The sequence below is a fragment of the Mesorhizobium sp. B2-4-15 genome, assembly GCF_006658505.1.
Classification (GTDB): Bacteria; Pseudomonadota; Alphaproteobacteria; order Rhizobiales; family Rhizobiaceae; genus Mesorhizobium.
In genome coordinates this window covers 21182-39673 of sequence record NZ_VFUZ01000040.1, presented here as the reverse complement: position 1 = coordinate 39673, position 18492 = coordinate 21182, and the positions used below count along the sequence as shown (strand labels likewise).

14 protein-coding genes and 2 pseudogenes are annotated in these 18492 nt (G+C 59.0%); 5 read left to right on the top strand and 11 right to left on the bottom strand.

What is annotated here, in order from left to right; translation table 11 throughout:
• Window positions 1-77 precede the first annotated feature (77 nt).
• Window positions 78-238 (top strand): annotated as a pseudogene (locus FJ930_RS28655) (ATP-binding protein); the annotation flags it as partial.
• Between the two features lie 230 nt (window positions 239-468).
• Here the strand turns inward: FJ930_RS28655 and FJ930_RS28650 are convergent.
• Window positions 469-3567, bottom strand: a complete 3099-nt coding sequence (locus FJ930_RS28650; protein WP_141840996.1) for a glycosyltransferase — start codon at window positions 3565-3567, stop codon at window positions 469-471.
• Window positions 3568-3707: 140 nt separating this feature from the next.
• On the opposite strand from FJ930_RS28650, the gene FJ930_RS28645 reads away from it, so the two are divergent.
• On the top strand, window positions 3708-4517 hold the full coding sequence (locus FJ930_RS28645; RefSeq protein WP_141840995.1) for a hypothetical protein: 810 nt from the start codon (window positions 3708-3710) through the stop codon (window positions 4515-4517).
• Window positions 4518-4543: 26 nt separating this feature from the next.
• Here FJ930_RS28645 and FJ930_RS28640 read toward each other — a convergent pair whose 3' ends face one another.
• Window positions 4544-5803: a class I SAM-dependent methyltransferase gene (locus FJ930_RS28640; RefSeq protein WP_181763499.1), complete on the bottom strand. Its 1260-nt coding sequence runs from the start codon at window positions 5801-5803 to the stop codon at window positions 4544-4546.
• A gap of 267 nt (window positions 5804-6070) precedes the next feature.
• Between FJ930_RS28640 and FJ930_RS28635 the strand changes: the two genes are divergently transcribed.
• Window positions 6071-7267, top strand: a complete 1197-nt coding sequence (locus FJ930_RS28635; protein ID WP_141840993.1) for a hypothetical protein — start codon at window positions 6071-6073, stop codon at window positions 7265-7267.
• Window positions 7268-7309: 42 nt separating this feature from the next.
• Complete coding sequence (locus tag FJ930_RS28630; protein ID WP_141840992.1) at window positions 7310-7840, top strand: hypothetical protein; 531 nt, start codon at window positions 7310-7312, stop codon at window positions 7838-7840.
• A gap of 271 nt (window positions 7841-8111) precedes the next feature.
• Here FJ930_RS28630 and FJ930_RS28625 read toward each other — a convergent pair whose 3' ends face one another.
• A complete protein-coding gene (locus FJ930_RS28625) occupies window positions 8112-10004 on the bottom strand; it encodes an adenylate/guanylate cyclase domain-containing protein (protein WP_141840991.1) in 1893 nt (630 codons plus the stop codon).
• Between the two features lie 569 nt (window positions 10005-10573).
• On the opposite strand from FJ930_RS28625, the pseudogene FJ930_RS28620 reads away from it, so the two are divergent.
• Window positions 10574-10839, top strand: a pseudogene (locus tag FJ930_RS28620) (ATP-binding protein); the annotation flags it as partial.
• Window positions 10840-11175: 336 nt separating this feature from the next.
• Here FJ930_RS28620 and FJ930_RS28615 read toward each other — a convergent pair.
• From FJ930_RS28615 to FJ930_RS28580, 8 genes are all read right to left on the bottom strand, one after another.
• Window positions 11176-11970 (bottom strand): ATP-binding cassette domain-containing protein, encoded by a 795-nt coding sequence (locus FJ930_RS28615; RefSeq protein WP_141840990.1) that lies wholly within the window; start codon window positions 11968-11970, stop codon window positions 11176-11178.
• Complete coding sequence (locus FJ930_RS28610; protein ID WP_141840989.1) at window positions 11967-12689, bottom strand: ABC transporter permease; 723 nt, start codon at window positions 12687-12689, stop codon at window positions 11967-11969. Before FJ930_RS28610 ends, FJ930_RS28615 begins: the two co-directional genes overlap by 4 nt.
• Window positions 12689-13408, bottom strand: a complete 720-nt coding sequence (locus FJ930_RS28605; RefSeq protein ID WP_141840988.1) for an ABC transporter permease subunit — start codon at window positions 13406-13408, stop codon at window positions 12689-12691. Before FJ930_RS28605 ends, FJ930_RS28610 begins: the two co-directional genes overlap by 1 nt.
• The gene (locus FJ930_RS28600) at window positions 13401-14588 is read right to left on the bottom strand and encodes an FAD-binding oxidoreductase (RefSeq protein WP_141840987.1); all 1188 of its coding nucleotides are present in this window, start codon (window positions 14586-14588) and stop codon (window positions 13401-13403) included. The genes FJ930_RS28605 and FJ930_RS28600 overlap by 8 nt, the downstream gene beginning before the upstream one ends.
• 47 nt (window positions 14589-14635) lie before the next feature.
• A complete protein-coding gene (locus FJ930_RS28595) occupies window positions 14636-16093 on the bottom strand; it encodes an NAD(P)/FAD-dependent oxidoreductase (protein WP_141840986.1) in 1458 nt (485 codons plus the stop codon).
• Window positions 16090-16386, bottom strand: coding sequence for a (2Fe-2S)-binding protein (locus tag FJ930_RS28590; RefSeq protein WP_140748651.1), 297 nt, complete (start codon window positions 16384-16386; stop codon window positions 16090-16092). The genes FJ930_RS28595 and FJ930_RS28590 overlap by 4 nt, the downstream gene beginning before the upstream one ends.
• Complete coding sequence (locus FJ930_RS28585) at window positions 16379-17527, bottom strand: FAD-binding oxidoreductase (protein ID WP_141840985.1); 1149 nt, start codon at window positions 17525-17527, stop codon at window positions 16379-16381. The genes FJ930_RS28590 and FJ930_RS28585 overlap by 8 nt, the downstream gene beginning before the upstream one ends.
• Before the next feature lie 62 nt (window positions 17528-17589).
• Entirely contained in the window at window positions 17590-18456 is an 867-nt protein-coding gene (locus FJ930_RS28580) for a transporter substrate-binding domain-containing protein (RefSeq protein ID WP_246677080.1), read from the bottom strand.
• Window positions 18457-18492 lie beyond the last annotated feature (36 nt).

Sequence of the window (18492 nt, the reverse complement as noted above, 5' to 3'; positions counted from 1 at the left end):
TGTGTCGAAGCCCTCAAAGGCTCCAACATCCTCGCTCAGGCCGACCTCCGAAAGGTGCCGCCGGAACAGCGCTTACGCTCTATGAGCGCACCAGCATCATCATCACCACCGACCTGGCTCCAGCGAATGGCCGAGCGTCTTTGGCGACGCCAAGATGACGATCGCGCTGCTCGGTCGGCTCATCCGTCATTGCGAGATCGTCGAAACCGGAAACGAATCCTGGCGCTTCAAAAGCTGAGGTCCAAAAGCCAATCAGCCGCGCCCGATCAGGCTGTGCAACCCCGACCAGCTTCGCCTGATCGGGCGCAAACCGGCTGCCCTTCACCAACCCAAACGGGGGTCCCTTCTACATGAAAACCCACGGCCCGATTCCGTGGTCGTTGACAGCAAGCTGCATGACCTGGTGGGCTTTTTGCGCTAACTAACGAGGCAGACCACCCGATGAGACTTCTACTGAGCGTCAGCATATCAACGCGCGACGTTGCGCGCTTCTAGAATATGCGCGTACCGGCGAACCATCATGTCGATCCCAAAACGGGTCTCAACAGTAGATTGGGCCGCCTTGCCGAATTTCCGAAGCAAGCGCTTTTGGCTCTGTAGTTCAATAACCCGCTCGGCAGCTTGGCACGCGTCTTCCACGATAAAGCCGTTTACTCCGTCTGCGATCTGATCAATTACGCCGCCAGAACGGTTGGCAATCACGGGAAGGCCCATCGCCATAGCTTCCAACGAGGCATTTGGACAACCTTGCCGCTCGGAAACCATTACAAAAATCTGCATATGCCCGAGGAATGGCCTCACGTCTTCCTGGGCCCCTGTAAACAAGACGTTGCCTGGTGCACGCGCCTGCATTTCTCTGAAATAGTCGCCGGTTTGGGAGTCCGGACCGCCGACGATAGTCAAAGAAGTGCGCGGCGAACGCTCAGTCAGAATCTCCATCATGTCGAGAAGGAAGTCGATCCGTTTGTCCGGAACTATGCGGCAGCAGGTTCCAATCGCAAACGTAGGATCCCAATTAGCTGGAAGAAGATGCTGAGCTGGCGGAAGCGGAATGAAACTTGGCGGAAGACGCACTCCGTTCGGAACGACATGTATCTTAGATCGATCCGGGCACAGGGAAGCTGGCGGCACGCCGTCCTCGTACTTGCTCACGAAGGCATCAAGGCGGACAAAGTACTGGGCGGCCGTGAAGGCGATGCGACGCTGAAAGCCGGATGCCGCCTCAAGTTCATCAAACAGCATTGGTCCTGGGCTCACATCAACGATCCGCAGATCGCGCCGAACCAGGATCTTGGTCAGCAGAAGCTTCGTCTCCGGAGCCACATTCCAGAAACAGACGACCCGAATGTTGAGTTGATCAATCCATGTTAGGATAAGCTCAACTCGTTCAATGAGGGTGTCGGCGCCTTCCGCAGACATTATGGGGATTTGAAATTCATCCAACGCACGCTTGTGCGTAGCCGTCGGTGCGCCACGGAGGACACCCAGGACAATTTTTTGTCCCGCCGCATAGCCGGACAGAAGATTAACGAGCGACGTTTGCGGCCCTCCAATGTAAAGATTTTCGGTGAGCAACAATGTCCCTGATGGGGGGACCAATTGGGCCACGCTGCTAGCAAAACCGTGCTTGCCTAATAGCCGCCAGAGGTGGGGGACTACCATCGGTTCAGTGCGAAGCACCGGCAGCACGCGCTCGGCGCGCGTTGCAGCCTTCAGGATACCTTGCACATAGGCGTTGATATCCGAACCGTCCTTAACGAGGACAGCATCCGGCGGAAGCACTTCAGCGTTGCCCCCTGCGTCGGCGGTGACGACCGGACATCCCGTCTGCAAAGCCTCCAGCAGCGCTACGCTCAAGCCCTCATAGATGCTTGTATTCAGGAACACGTCGAACGCAGCAAGGTAAGGCTCAGAGGGATCCACGTCACCGGGCATGATCATGTCGGCAATTACCCCGAGATCCACCGCCAACCGGCAGGCTGCCTCGTAGGCGGATCTGCCTCCACCGTAGGCGTGGTCCCAGCCTCCGAGGATCATGAGCCGAGCCGGGACATGTTGCCGAAGCGCGTGCAATACCTTGACCGCCCGGGTGTACGCTTTTTGGGACTTGAACTGCCCGACCATGCCTATGAGCATGGTTTGATTGTTGAGTGCCCATTTGTCGCGAATATCCCGCCGGTGAGCCGCCAACTCGGCCGGCGTGAAGATCCGCTGCAATTCGTGACGAATGGTGACCGCCGGCCGAGATCCAACGACCTGGAATTCCGCCGTGACAGCATCCGATACGCCAATCACCATTGGGACGTTGGGGTGGTCGTATGTGGCTGGCGGATCGGTCCAACCAGGGCTCATGTTCTGCAGTACTGGGATTGTGGTTATGCCCATGTCCCACAAAACGCGGAGGTTCTCGGCAGGGATCAGATGCGTATAAACCACCACAGGCGGATTCTGAAGCATGTGCAACGCGAAGGCCTTTAAGCTGGCACCAATGTCAGCCGGGTTCTCAGCATACATGACACTTAGATTACCACCGGCGCCAACCGAATACTGGCGCTGCGATCGATGCAGGACATACAGAGTCTGGCGAAAGTCTCCGCTGCTGCCTTGTAGCGCCTTCATCGTTTCGATGACGCTGCGCTCGGCACCGCCCCTAACCAGGCTTGGCAGCAGCACATTGAACTGGCTTGGCGAGCGAGCCACGTCTCGTGGGAATCGTATCGGCAGCGGTGTTGGAGGCCGCCCAAGCTTGACAGGTGCCGCCCTTGGCGTTCGGGCATTTTCTCTTGCGTCGATTAGCCCGTACTTGCGATAAAGTTCCCATAGGGTGCTTCCAGGCCGGGGAGAGTCCTTGTTAGGAACATAGTCAAGGAGCTTGCGACCTCGGTAATCCCCCCGGTCAGCTTCGAGGGTGCGCCACATCTCGTTGATCCAGTGGATTGCCCGCCACTCACGAGGCACTTCCACCATTTCCTCCACCATCGGTCTGATGAAGTCCATCCAGTGATCCGGATTTGAAATGTCCTGGATGATCGAGTGTTGCAGGCCCATCGCCTCGACGTGCCGGGTCAGGATGCGGTTCGGCAGCAGGTAATCGCTCTCGGGCGTTACCGTCTTCACGGTCTCCCGGTACACCTTCTGCATCAAAGGGCTGCCAGCAGGCGTCTTAAGGATGCTGCCTATGACACCGATTCGGTGAGGTCTGAAAGCATAGTCGCCCGGGAAGTCGAACGGACGAAGGCAAGTTACGTCCATGTCTACCCAGATTCCACCGTGCTCATGGAGAAGTTTGTATCGGAATAGGTCCGAGAACGGTGCGCCGAAGCTCTGCCGACCGACCCCGGTCTCCGGATCGGCATTCGTCTTGGCAAAGACCTTCTTCCTGGGAACAATTGTCTCTGCGGGGCGAAGCAATACATTGCGGGGAAGATCATAACTGGAAAGGTCATCGTAAGCCCACAGGTGAAACTTGTGGCCAAAGTGGGCAAAGGAATGCAGGGTCAGAAGTTCGAGACGAGAAAGGCGCGAGCCGAACCACATGCCGTGGACGATCCTATTGTCCTCACGCATGCGCGAGCCTTCGGGCCATAGGTATCCGCTCCCTTCCCTGCCAGACAACCCGACCGAAAACCCTCCGACAGGCTGGCGATTAAACTTACCGTACTCTAAGCTTTCGCACCGAGCCAACCTGAAGCCCCACGAATTTGGCCATGGCACAGAAAATCCTATGCATCACGGCGGGTCAACGTAGCGGTACGACTGCTTTGCGCAGCCTCATCTCGGCGGATCAGCGCTTCAAGGATCTGGGCGAGATTTTCGACACCTCGATCTTGGACCAGCCTCAATCATTCTTCGGATATTGTCACAAGCGCAGGCTCCAGTTGGCCGACATAATGTCCGGACCCGACGCTGAACGACTGTGTAAGGACTATGTCGCATTGCTGCAGAACGTTGCGACGAAGAGTCACTTGCTGATCGATGTAAAATTCAACTCCTGGGGCGAAATACGCATGCCTTGGACTTATATGCACCAGGAACCGTTCTTCCTTTCACAACTAAAATGGATGTCGGCCAGGTTTATCTTTATATGGCGGCAAGACCTAGTCGGCCAGGTTCTAAGCGATCGAATTTCGGATAAGCTAGGAAAATGGCACAATCTGGTTCCCGACGATGCCATTGAGCCTTTCAATCTAGACGTCAATAAACTCGCAGCTCGTGCGAAGTTGCTCTGCCAATCTGAACAGTATTTTTATAACAATCTGTCTTCATATCCGGAATCATTGATTCTGTGCTACGAGAACATGTTCACCGCTCAGGGCGGATTGGAAGGCGATGCTTCCGCTGCGGTGCGCGCACTGGTTGATGAAGACCTGAGGTTTCCTGAAAAGGGTATCTACCATCAGAATCTGATCAGCAAGGCCTCGATCATCTCCAACTATTCCGAGATCGTGTCGGCCATTGAACGCGTCGCCCGGGACTACCGCGACCCGGCCATCGCGCGGGCGTTGCAACGAGGCTGACTCCGCGCTTTGGCAGCAAGAGTGCCTCAAACAAACTGGAGTGTCTCAAACTTGACCCACGCCCCGCTGATCCTCTCAGCCTGCTCAAGCAGAGATACGGTGATCTCCAGGTCGAAGGTCCCGACCATGTCTTCGGAAGCACTCAAGAAAGCGAAATTGACTTCGGGCCCGTCCAGGCTGATCTCGCGCCGGGCGATCGGAGCGCCGCTTGAGGCGACAAGAGAGAGCGCTACATGAAGCGAGGCTGGAGCCTCTGGTGAGCGTCTGATGCCCGGGAATACGATCCCGCTACACTCGTTGCGTCTCAATCCCCTGACAGTGACTGACATCGCAGGCTCACCTCGCCGGTTGGCGTGTAGAATGAGTGGTGCCAAGCTGAGATCGGGAGGAATCCGGGACCACGGGTTTGGCCCACGAATGGTGATCTCCCAAAAGGCGCGGTTCGGAGTCTTGGCCAACTGTGGCCGGGCGACAACCGAGCGTAACTCCTCCTGGATCTGGAAATCGGCCCGGGGAAAACCCTCTAGAGCCGAGTGCCATTCCGAGAAGGGAATGTGGTTCTGCCAGGGAATGCGGCAGCACTCGATCAATGCGGCGGCGCTGCGTGAAGGCTCTTCGTAAAGACGTATTGCCCCGATATCGGCGTCATCATTGGCTACACACCGCTCACCGGGCCAGGACTGGTAGAGATAGAGAGGGCCAAATGCCTGGGAACTGGCTTGTCGCAGAGGTAGCCGGATGTCGTGCAGGGCGATCCACGCGCCGGGTTCGACCAGATCCAGGATAGACAGCAGATCGAGGCACGGCCACGGATGCATATGATTGGCGTCAAGGAACACAAAGTCAAACCGCGCTGGCCGAGCTGGCCAGTGCCGGATGTCCGTTGACTTGACACCGGTGGCAAGCGTCAGGTTGGTCGGCGCATTGTGGAAAATGTCTTTTATGTGGGCGCCCACAGGCCTGGACGGATCGTCGTAGAAGACCTCAAGTTTGTCAAAGGAGTAGAGCTGGCTTTCGCGCAGCCGATCGGCAAGCAGCGTGGCCAGAAAAACCGTGGAAACGCCGGAAGCGACGCCGATCTCGGCGAGTGCGCGGGGGCGCTCGCGCATGATCAGGTCGAATAAAAAAGCCGCGTCCGCGCGACCAATCGAACCTGTCGCCCAAGAGGGTCGCGAATAGCGCGCGCCGACATATGCCGCTGCTTCATCAGAAGCGCCAAGATCGTCAATTCCCACTGGGCCACCCTTTTGCGCGCAAGCCGCGATGATACCGGTTTTGTGAATCATTGGCCACGCTCGGCGGGCAATGGCACCAAGCGGGAGCATGATTTGGTCTTAGGCGTGGGGCGGCGGCGAACGTGGTTGGAGTCACAGGGTTCTCGGCGAACGCCAAAAAGCTTTCTTGTCGAGAGCGGGACGCATGGTGATCCAAGATCGTAAAGTCGGAAGTAATAACCGTCATGATGGTGTTGGAACAGTTTTTCGCAAAGGTGTAACTGGAACACGCCCTTCTTCTAGCCTATCATGAGTGGGGAGTTGGGGCAGGTGGACTGAATGAGCCGGCTTATTGTTGAATTGACTGGAAACCGCGACGTTTGCGGTCGGCTTACTCTCCTTGATGATGCGGGCAAGCCGGTCTGCGGACCATTCGCGACCGCCGCCCGCTCCAGCGACGTGCTTGCTGCAGCAAACGGCAATCGGCAGCGGGCCTCCCTACAGCGCTACGGCGACACGCCTACCGGGCGGTATGTCGTGCGCCATTTGTTCAAGAGCAGCAAAAGAAATGGATTTCCGCCCAGTTGGTTTGGCCCCAACGGTATCATTGTGATCGAGGGAATTTCCGGCAATGCGGCGCTGGCGGAGGCTAACGGCCGCTTTCATTTCCTGATCTGCGGCGGAGAGCTTTCGCCGAACGGAGAGCTGCGTTCCACAGCTGGCGGTCTTCGAATAGAAAATGATGCGATGGGTGCGCTCTTCCCCGCGATGATGGAGGACCCATGCACATCGTGCGAGATCGTGGAGCGTGATCGCATGGCAGACAACAGGATTGTATTCCTCGATCGGACCTGCAGTTGGCAGGATCCAATCGTTCTGCCAGGTTTTTCGCCGCGTCACGGCCTGAAAGCGCGCAAGTCAAGGCAGTTGGGGGCGGCGGGCTTTGGCGGGGCGATGATGCTCGCCATGACAGTTTCATTCGTGACAGAAACCACATCGCCGGTAAAAGCTTCAATGCTTCAGGCGAGGCCGAGCCACGCGTGGGGGGGAGCGGAAACGGGGCAATTTCTGCCGACGGCCTCCATCATGGACAGGCATTTTGTCAAGTTGGCTTACGGCACCGCCCCGCCCACTCATAGCGCGGTCGAACTGAACATGGACAATTTTGTCAACTATATGGATGAAAAATCGGTCGACGCCTCCACGCACAAATGCGGAGCAGCTTGCCGGGACGGGCTGAAGGCCGGGGGGCTAGACGTGAGCGGTCACCCAAAAAATGCAGGCGACTACGGCCCGTTCCTTGAGAACCTGGGCGCGTCAGCCGTTTCACACACGAATTCCGACACTCCGCCGGCCGATTACAAACAAGAGAAGGGCGACATTGCCGTGTTTCAGGTCACTACTGCGCGCCCCAATGGACACGTTGAGGTGTGGGATGGGAAAAGGTGGATATCGGACTTCAAACAGAACAATTACTCGCCTTATCAAAAGAATATACCGCCAAGTACCATCTATCGATTCCCTAAGAAGAAATGAGTTCATCGGTCGCTTCATCACAACACCAGATCGGACTGCGCGGTGAAAAGCTACAGAACTTACACCTACATTATCATCGTGGCCTTGACGGTTTGTGTAGTGGGCACTAACAATCAAGCTGTTGCCCAGCCAACAGCCGTTCAGTTCACTCAGGCGTTTTACGATTGGTATGGCCCCGCGGCGTTCAAAAACGCTGATCAAGCGTACGCAGCGGCGATTTCTGACCACGCCTCGGAATTCGATCCTAGGCTACTTGAGGCACTGAGGGAAGATCTTGCGGCTCAGTCAAAAGTTTCCGGTGAAATTGTCGGGCTTGACTTTGACCCATTCCTGTTTAGCCAAGATCCGGCTGAATTTTATCAAGCTGGCAAGTCTAGTAACCACGGCGGCGTCTATTCGGTTGAATTGCATGAAGTTGTAAGCGCCAAGCCATCGACTGCAACCGATGTGACAGCCCAAATAGAGATCGAAAACGGAAGCTGGCGATTTGTTAACTTCGTCTATCCCGACGGCAACGACCTGCTCAAGGTTTTAGAAATACTCAAATCCGACCGTGAAAGTCCGGCCAAGTAAGCCCGGATGATAACTGCCGGTAGCTTTCGGACTTGAGATGGGTGCCGGTCCTGGTAGGCACACTATGTTCACGTTGTGCCACATTAATTCGCACGCTTCGGCCGTGGATCTTACGGTCCACTGAACTGTCCAGAATGGCCGGAGTCGACCCCATTGCGGACGTTCGGCGCACCGCCGCGAAGGGCCATGACCCGACTTGCCTTCAACCAACTCATTTTCTGGGTCTCATATTCCACGTGAATGCTTCATTCGCCTCGCAACCTACTGATACTCAAGTCCCAGTCGCAGCTATTTGGGCCTTCATCCGATCGACCAGCGCGACAAATCGGGGATGAGTGCGGATCGGGTCGAGGTCGCTATCCTGCTGCATCCAAGGCAAACGAATAAGGAGGTACGCGTGCGATGCCGTGAGCTGACGTTCAAGGCAATCGATTGCTTTATCCGACTTGCCCAGCTTTGCGTAATAGCAGCCTAGATTGTACTGAATTTGAATACTATCTCCGGCGAACATTTCAGCACGAGATGCCCAGGACAGCGCACGATCGGCTTCGCCAATTCCCGCCAGCATGATGGCGCCGAAGCATAGCGCGGTGGAATTGTCGGGATGCGCTTTGATTTCCTTCTCCACTCGCAGCACACCTTGTCGGCACGCTTCCTTGGCGTCGTCACTACGGCCAAGTGAAACATAGACCATCTCTAGATGGCTCCAAACCCGATAGTCATCAGGCGACAACGATGCGGCACGCTGGAACAGAGTGAGAGCTTTTTCGTATTGACCCTGAACAAGACAGTCCCGTCCGTAAAAGAAATGAGCCTCGAAAGAACTGGCGTCCAACGCCAAGGCTCGCTCGAACTCCGCCTCCGCCTCCGCATACCGGCCAATGATGAACAGGGCCCCACCACGTGATGCGTGGGCATCGGCGAGACCTGGCTGAAGTTCCAGCGCCCGCGTGCTGTTGGCAAGGATTGCCTCGTAGCTGGCGTCGGGATCGTTGGCAATCAATAGATGAACCTCACAATCAGCCAAAGCGGCATAGGCACGCGCATAATTTGGGTCGATTTCAATGGCTTTGGCAAACAGTCGTTGCGCCGCCTTCATGAGCCTGGTCTCAACTCCGCTGTAGAGGAAAGACCTACCCATCAGCAATGCCTCGTATGCCTCTGGGTTGTCGGTCGAGCGGTTTGTAATAGTCTTCAATTCTTCTGGCAACAGCTTCACTTTGAGCACATCGACAATAGTTTTGGAAATCTCGTCTTGCAGGTTGAAGATATCGTCCAGCGTCCGATCATATCGCTCGGCCCAGACATGATCACCGCCACGACCACTAATTAGCTGAGCCGTGATACGCACCCGCCCTCCAGCCTTGCGCACACTGCCTTCCAGGACGAAGGCGACGTTCAGCTTTTTTACCACCTCCTTAATTAAAACCGCCTTGCCCTTAAACGTGAAGACTGTATTGCGCGCGACGACGGAGAGTCCGGACACTTGCGAAAGGTCGGTGATAATGTCCTCGGTGATGCCGTCGGAAAAATACTCCTGCTCGGGATCACCGCTCATATTGGCGAAGGGTAGGACGGCGATCGACGGTTTGTCGGGCAGAGTCACAGCCAAGCGTTCCCCACTTTTGCCGCTTATGTTCATTCCAACGCAGTAGACCCGCACTGGCTTCACGATGTTTTTGAGCGTGTGTTCGCCGAGATCGTCGAACGCCAATGCTAGCTTGCTGGTAACATGTTCGTGCACGGTGGAGGAGACGTAGATACCACCGGGCTCAGCCAAACCCTCCAACCGCGCTGCTACGTTTACGCCGTCGCCATAAATATCGGAACCTTCGACGATCACATCGCCCAGATTGACACCTATTCGAAGGATGATGCGACTCGTCTCTGGTGCGCCCAGGTTGGCATTATTGAAACCTTTCTGCAGTTCGACCGCACACTGTACGGCATCCACGGCACTGCCAAATTCTACCAGAACACCGTCCCCCATTACTTTGACGACGCGGCCATTGTGTTGAGCAACCGTGGGAGATAGCACCTCTTTCCGACGTGCCTTGAGTGCGGCCAATGTGCCCGCCTCGTCGTGTTCCATCAGGCGCGAATAACCCACGACATCGGCGGCCAGGATCGCGGCAAGGCGGCGTTGGGCGCGAATTTCGGCCATTTGGGGTGAATACCTTCAGGAAGCCGAGCGCATAAAATTATATAGGTACTTTGGCCGCGAGTCTATTCGGCCCGACTTCTGTTGTGGGTCCGGATCGTCGGACTGGCCATGTCCCCAGCATGCCCGGTTATTGGGTTAATTCCGGACGTCTCAATTGGCCGTTGATGGTGAGCCCTTTCCGCACCTTCAATCTAAGATTTGGAGTTGTTTGCTGAATGGAGGTCACTATATCGTCTGACGCGGAGGAATGAATTGCTATGGTCACAATACCCAGACGTGCAGCCCTTTATTGCGGTGTCAGCACCGACGAACAGATCACAGAGAACCAATAGCGGGAATTGCGCGAAATAGCTGAACGTGCGGGTTGGGAGATTGTTGGGTGCTGCGGTGACGTGGGCGAGCAAGCGCTCAAAAACATCCCGGAGCCCGTCCTCGTTTATCGGGTCACGGAGGGGAGCGATTAGCGCCGCGCGGGCCTTAGGCCCAATCGACACGCTAAAAGCAGCCGTTCAGCTTCCCGCCCCATTGTGGCCCGTTAGAATTCTCTAATGTATGGCGTGCTGTAGTCGTTGATGGTCGGCCCGCCGGGCTCGGGCAAATCGAAGCTGGCACAGCGGCTGCCGTCGATTCTGCCGCCGCTGGCGCCAAAGGAACTTTTGGAAGTCTCGATGATCGCCTCGGTGGCGGCGAACTCGGCGAAGGCAAGCTGACCGACCGGCGGCCGTTCCGCGCCCCGCATCATTCGGCCTCGATGGCGGCGATGGTCGGCGGGTTGCGGGCGCGGCTAGGCGAAGTGTCGCTGGCGCATCACGGCGTGCTGTTCCTCGACAAATTTGGGCTGACTTGCCGAAGCCGATCACGTCCATGCACATCATGAAGAATGCAGCGGTGAAGCTGCCGCGGCTTATCTTCGACCACGTCGCCCAGATGGACGCCGGCAGCTATTGGTTCGGAAGCGAAAGCCCGGCCAAAAGTCGAAGCCTGGTCAAAACTAGCCTAGAGCTGACACTCCAATGTCTTCCATAAGCACACGCAATTCGGGCTGAGGCGCGACCCAGAAAGTTCGAAAGGCCTCCAGAACCCCAGTCGATGACCAACTGTAGAATCGCCTGTCGACCGCTTTGGGCCGAAAGAAGGCTTCACCGACCAACGAACGCGAGCGTCTTTGCTGTCATCGCGTCAAGAACTGGCGAAGACGTTCCGAGCGACTCGCGCTGAAAACTTCCTCGGGCCGCCCCTCCTCTTCAACAATTCCCTTGTGAAGGAAGACGACCTTACTCGACACTTCCCGCGCGAAGCCCATCTCGTGCGTGACCACGAGCATGGTCCGACCTTCTTGAGCCAGCGCGCGCATCACTTTCAGGACCTCGCCGACCAGTTCGGGATCGAGGGCGGATGTCGGTTCATCGAACAGCATGACGCGCGGGCGCTGGCCCAGTGCTCGCGCGATCGCGGCGCGCTGCTGCTGACCGCCGGAAAGATGTATCGGATAGTGATTTTGCTTGTCGGCGATGCCGACCTTGGCCAACAGTTCCTTGGCCTCCTCGACACATTCAGCGCGCGAACGGCCTTGGACGTGGATGGGGGCCTCGATCACATTCTCCAGCACCGTCTTGTGCGACCACAGATTGAAGCTCTGAAAGACCATGCCGACATGGGCGCGCAGGCGGTCAACCTGCGTCCGGTCGGCAGGCTTCGGGCCGGCTTTCGTCTGCGTCATGCGGATGACCTCGCCACCGATGGAGATTTCGCCTCCGGTCGGAGTTTCCAGCATGTTGATGCAACGCAACATCGTGGACTTGCCCGAACCCGACGATCCGAGGATCGAGACGACATCCCCGTCGTTGGCGTCGAGCGAAACGCCTTTCAGCACTTCGAATGCCCCGTAGGCCTTTCGCAGGTCGCGGATGCGGACGGCTGGCATCATCGGGTCTGCCGGCTCGTGCTGTTGTGGCTGCAAGCTCATACTGCATCCTCTCTCTCGACGACGCCCGGTGTCGGCACGGGTCTTAGATGCGGCGTCAGCCAGTATTCCAGGAGATGGATGACGCGCGTTATGGCGTAGTTGATGATCAGGTAGATGCTTCCCGCGACAATGAAGACTTCAACCGCCCGGTAGGTTTCGGAAATCAGCTTGGCCGCGAGGCCGGTGATTTCCATCATGGTGATCACCGAAGCCAGTGCCGTCGCCTTCACCATCAGGATGATTTCGTTACCGTAGGCCGGAAGAGCCTGGCGGATGGCAAGGGGCAGCACGATGCGCCGGAACACGGTGATGCGACTCATGCCACAGGCACGGGCGGCCTCTGTCTGGCCTTCGGGCACGGAACGCAGGCCACCCCTGATTATCTCGCTGCCATAGGCGGCTGTGTTCAGCGCAAGCGCGATGATGGCGCACCAGTAAGGCTGCCGCAGCATCGGCCACAACACACTGTAGCGAACTGTCGGGAACTGACCGAGGCCGTAGTAGATCAGAAAGATCTGGACCAAAAGCGGCGTCGAGCGAAACAAGAAGATATAAGCCCGCGCGATCCACTCGAATGGGCGGATGCCTGATAGACGCAACAAAGCCAGGATGAGGGCAAGGACCATTCCAAGCCCCACCGAGATGAAGGCCAGTTGCAGGGTCAACGGGACCCCTGGCAGCAGTCGAAGAAAGGCACTGAGAAAGAAGGAAAAGTCCATCACCCTCTCCCGAGCCCGCGGGTGAAGTGTCGTTCAGCGATTTGCAGCGCCCATCCCGAGGCGGAGGAAATGAGCAGATAGAGGATCGCCGCCGCCAGAAAGAAGGTGAAGGGCTGCTTGGTCGAGCCCGCGCCGATCTGAGACTCGCGCAGGATTTCGACAAGCCCCGTCACCGAGATCAGCGACGATTCCTTGAGCACGAGCTGCCAGATGTTTGCCAGGCCAGGCAAGGCGAAGCGCAATGTGAGCGGCGCGATGATACGCCGAAACGCGAGCGCTCGCGACATGCCCGTGGCGTAGGCTGCGTCGATCTCTCCACGCGCTACAACCTGGTAGGCGCCACGGAAGACTTCCGTGTGATAGGCGCCCGAGACGATCGCAATCGCCAGGCAGCCGGCGAAGAAGGCCGGCAGGCTGAGGAAGCCGTTGGCTCCAAAGACCCGGCCGATGGGTGTCAGGACGGCGCTCGACCCGAAGTAGAAAAGATATATCACCAGAAGGTCGGGGATTCCGCGCAGAACCGTCGTATAGCCATCGGCGACCGAGCGGACGACCCTGCCTCCGGAAATCTTCGCCCACGCCCCAAACGTGCCTATTATCGCCCCGGCGATGAAGCCCGCCGTTGCCACCGCGATCGTCATGGCGCTTGCCGCCGCCATGGCGGCACCCCAGCCGCCGGGTGCAAAGCTGAAGACGGTCATCAGCCCGAAGTCATTCACGACCAGCCTCCTGCGAGACTTTGCGGTCAGGAATGCGCGTCGTTGCTAGCATGTCGTTGGTCGAGAAACGGGCCGGACTGAGCTCAGCTATCGGAATGGCGCTTTCGCCAGTGGCGACCAGATCGGCGATGATCGAGCCGACGATGGGGCCGAGCTGGAACCCGTGCCCGGAGAAGCCGAAAGCGTGCCATAGATTGTGGGCGACCTGACTGGGACCGATCACCGGTATGACGTCTGGCATCAGGGCTTCCAGTCCGGCCCAGCTTCGCACGATGGTCGCGCGGCGCAGGATCGGGAAAAATTCGCAGACGGTCTGGGCGCTCACCACCATTCGGTCGGCGACGGTATCAGCCGTCTCGTTATTCAGGTCAGGATCGCCGAGAACCCCTCCCCCGATGACGACTGTGCCGGCTTGCGTCTGTTTGAACGAAAGCACCCGGTCAATGCCGATCACCACGGGGTCGATGAAATGGGGCATGCGAGACGTCACCATCAGGGTCGAGGCAAAATGGGTCTTGGGCAGGTGCTCGCCGATCATTTCGGCGACTTGCCACGCCCACGCCCCCGCGCAGTTGATCAAAATATCGGCCCTGAAGACGCCGCTCTCGGTCGCCACCGTCCAGCCGCGATCACCCTGCTCAAGTCCGGTCACGCGTGTCCGCTCCATGAAGCGGACGCCAAGCTGCTCGGCACGCAGACGAAAAGACTGTGTCGTGCGGAACGGATTGGCATGACCGTCCCGGCGCGAGATGATCCCGCCACGGCAGATATCGGCGATGGCAGGAATCAGACGCCTGAGTTCTTTGGCGTCGATCACTTCTTCAAACTCGTGGCCGAGCGAGCGCATTTCGGCCGCCCGCGTATGGCACCATTCCATCTCGGCTTCGGTCTCGGCGATGCCTATCTGACCGACGCCGCCGATGAATTCGCAGTTCTTTGCCAGCTCCGGACCGAGCAGGTCGTCCAGGCGCTCCCAGGCGTCCATTGCCGCTATGGATAATGGCACTTCGGCTTTGTGGCGCATCAATTGCCGTATGCCGCCCGCGTTGACGCCGGAGGCGTGGCGACCGACGGTGTTTTTTTCCAATAGGATTGTACGCAGGCCCCGCAGCGCAAGGTGGAGCGCCGTGCAGCAACCATGGATGCCACCGCCAATCACGATTGCGTCTGTCGCCATCATTGCGGCATCCCGATCCGTCTCATTGTGTCGCTTCTGCTTCTCATCGCTCAAACGCGCTGGCTCGGGTCGCCGTCGGCACCCAATGGCGACGGTCTCAAATCGCGTTCGGCGTTGCCGAGCTCGGCAAGCTGAGCGACTGGCAGCGGCTTCACCGGCAGGCGCAACCGGTAGTAGCCGACGGACTCCATGTCAGTTTCGAGGCTCAGCGCCAGGATGCGGGCGACGGTGGCCCCGCACATGCGGCCCTGGCACTGTCCCATGCCGCATCTGGAGAATGACTTGAGCTGGTTGATGTCAGTGAAGCCCTCGGCAACGAGCGCGCGCAGATCGCCAGCTGTTACCTCCTCGCAGCGGCAGGCGATTGTCTCGTTCGCCAACCGGCGCACGGCTTCGTTAGGGCGATAAGTGTTGTCGAGGAACGCACGGAACCGGGCATCCCGCTGGAGATGTTGACGCTCGGGACGCGCGCGCTCGTCGCGTTCGGCCCGCGAAATGCGACCGATGCGGCAGGCCGCATCAAGTGCAGCCAGGCGTCCACCATGCACCGCCGCTCTGGCGCCGGAGATACCCGCGCCATCGCCCGCCACGGCCACCAACTCCGCGCTCGTTACACCCCACTCGTCCGTCCAGGGACGCCAAGCCATCTGGGCGGCGTCCCAAACATGCCTGCAGCGCAGGCTTGCGGTGATCTGGTTGTTGGGGACTACACCCTCATGCAGAAGCAGAAGCGACGCAGGCAGCCGGCGCCTCTTCCCGCGGCCCTCGAAGGTTACGGCCTCGACGCGCGAGCCGCCTTCGGCCGCAACGTTGCGGCCGCTGAAGACGGGGATGCGGGCCCTTCGCAGCGCAGCCATCCAGGACAGGCCCTTCAGCAGATCGCCAGCAAAGCCTGGCAGCACTGGGAGAGCAGTGAGCCCCGTCTCGAGCAGTCCCTTTCGCGATGTGTCGATGACGCCAGTCAGGGGCGCGCGGGCCTTCATGAGCTGAAAGGCGACGAGATAGGTAAGCGGCCCCGAGCCGGCGATGACAGTTGGCCTGTCCGGCACCACGCCGGACGCCTTCATAAGTGTCTGCGCCGCACCTGCTCCCATGACGCCGGGCAGCGTCCAGCCTGGAACCGGAAACGGACGCTCGACCGCGCCAGTCGCCAGAATGATCCTGCCGGCTCTCGTCAGATAGGCTCGGCCCTTTTGCGATACGCCGAGCTTGCCTGCAGCAGTAACCTGCCAGATGGAGCTTAGAGGTTCGTATGCAGCGCCGCTGCTGCGGAACCGCTCCACCAGCGCAAGTCCCTTGGCGTAGTCGGCGCCGAGAATATCGCTCAAAGCGTCGAGCTTGCGGCTGTTGGCTTCTATGTTCCGATAGATCTGTCCGCCCGGCGTCGGCTGTTCGTCGAACAGTATTGTTTCCACGCCGAGTTCCGCGGCAAGTGCGGCAGCCGCGAGCCCTGCCGGGCCGCCGCCGACAATGGCAAGCTCACAGTCTGTGCGCGGGGTATCGGTCATACGGCGTCGAACTTTCCCGTGCCCAGTTGCGATCGCACCTGGGATCCTTCTCTAACCGGGACCAGGCAGGCCTGCTGGTCGGCCCGTCCATCGATCTCGACCAGGCAGTCGAAGCAATTGCCGATCATGCAATGGGGCATGCGATCGGTCCCACTGACCGGCGTCGTGCGGAACCGCTCAACGCCTGCCGCGAGCAACGCCGCCGCAATGCTGTCGCCTGGCCGGCAACGCAATGGCCGTCCGTCGAAGTAGATCGTCGTGGTCAAATCATCGGCCCGGAGTCGTCTAAACATGCTGGGGCTTCCGAGCAGGCGCTGATGGCTGGGTTTGGCGTCCAAAGAAGCGGGCTGGCCGAAAATCCTGGAGCGCATCGTTGGCCGACTCTCCCGCGAGTTCGGCGGCAACCACCTGGCCGAGCCAGGGCGCAAGCGTCGCTCCGCTATGGGTGACAGCTGCATAGTAGCCGCTAACTTCCGGGACCGGACCGACGGCCGACACGCCGTCGCCTGGGATCGCGCGATGCGACAGCCGCATTGCCTCGGGCCTGGCGCCTGCGAATCCCGGATAGATGCGCGATGCGCGCTCAATCATGGCGAGGGCAGCGGGGTAGGTATCGTGCGAACTGCTTTCGAGCGTGAACGCTTGTTCGTCGTGCTCGCTGTGCAGCATGATGCGACCCGCGCCATCGGGCCGCATGTTGACTGCACTGGTGCGGACCACCCGTCGCACACCCGAATGGGCGGGTGCGGTCACAACGAGAAGGCCGATCGTGGGAGCCAGCGGGAAGGTCAAGCGCACGTCCTGACCGAGATCGTTTGCCCATCGGCCAGTGCAGTTGACGACCACGTCCGCGCTGATCGTCTTTGCCGACGCGGTCCTGACGCCCGTCACCTTGTCGCCGCTCAGGTCGACGCCAGTGACGGTCTCGCGGCGCAGCTTCGCTCCCAGATCGCGGGCCTTGCCGAGGAAGAATTCGATATAGACGCTGGGGTCCACCCAGCCTTCGTCGGAAAAATAGGCAATCTTGGCGTCGCCTGAAGCGTCCCGAGCGAGCGCCGGCTCTAGCCTGTGCAACCGGTCTGGCGAAATCCATTCGGCCGCATAGTTCCATCCAATCAGGCGTTCGACGCGCTCATCGAGTTCTTGTGCCTCATGCGCGTTCGAGCGCCATTCGACCGCCCCGCCGCCATGGAACCAGGGACGCGCGCCGAATTCATTTTCGAGCTCCCGGTGCGCGCGCATCCCCAGCGCATTGATCAGGTGGTAGTTGTAGGGGGTCTTTTCGTTCGCGTTGGTCCAGGCAAAGCTCGAACCACTTGTGCCGGCGCCCGGATGGTCGCGCTCAACAATAGTCACGATGTGGCCTCGTTCCGCGAGGCGATAGGCTATCGACGTGCCGAGGAGCCCGGCACCCACTATGACAAACTGGGTCATGCTATCAATTTTTCCGATGGACAAGATGGGCGGGCCGCACCTTCGCGCCCGCCCGGCTGAACTCAATCCTTGGGCGTGATATCGACCCCGAACCACTTCTCTGTCAGGGCGCGGTTGAACCCGTCGGTGTTGACCTCGGCAATGGCCGCGTCGAACTTTGCCTTGAGCGCGGTGTCGTCTTTGCGCATGGCCACGTTGGCCGTACCGCTGCCGAGAACGCCTTCGATGAATGTGGGACCGGCAAGGGTCGCGCCAGCCAGGTCTGGCTGCTTCATGGCGGCCTTCAGCATGGTGATATTGCCCATGACCAGGTCGACGCGCCCGGCGGCGAGGTCGAGGTTATGTTCGTCCGTCGTCTTGTATTCACGGATCTCGACCAGTTCTTTCAACTCGGCCGTGGCGAACGTCGCGGCTGTCGAGGAGCCCTGAACGCCGAGCACCTTGCCTTTCAGCGCCGGGGCCATCGCCGCGATCGCTTTCTTGGCGCCTTCGGGATCCTTCTTCAGGCTGTAGTCGACGCGGGGGCCAAGTTCCGAGGCCAGCGGATTGTCCTTCATCATCATGAAGGCGTTGGGCGCCTTGGCGTAAGGCACTGAGAAAGAGGCCACCTTCTGCCGCTCGGGCGTAACCGACATGGACGCGATGATGGCGTCGAACTTTCCGGCATTGAGCGCGGGCAGCATGCCATCCCAGTCCTGGGCGACGATCTCGCAATCGGCCTTCATGCGGCGGCACAGTTCCTGGGCGAGATCGATCTCGTAGCCCGCGAGCTTGCCGTCGGAGGACATGTAATTCCAGGGCGCATAGGCGCCCTCGGTCGCAATGCGTATCTTCGACCATTGGCCGGCTTCATCCGCACGCGCGGCTCCGGTGAGGAAAATCAAGGCGCTCGCCGCGAGGCCCATCCATCGTAACAGTCCCATTTTCATTTTACCCTCTTTATGATTGGCTGCGCGCGAAGGGGC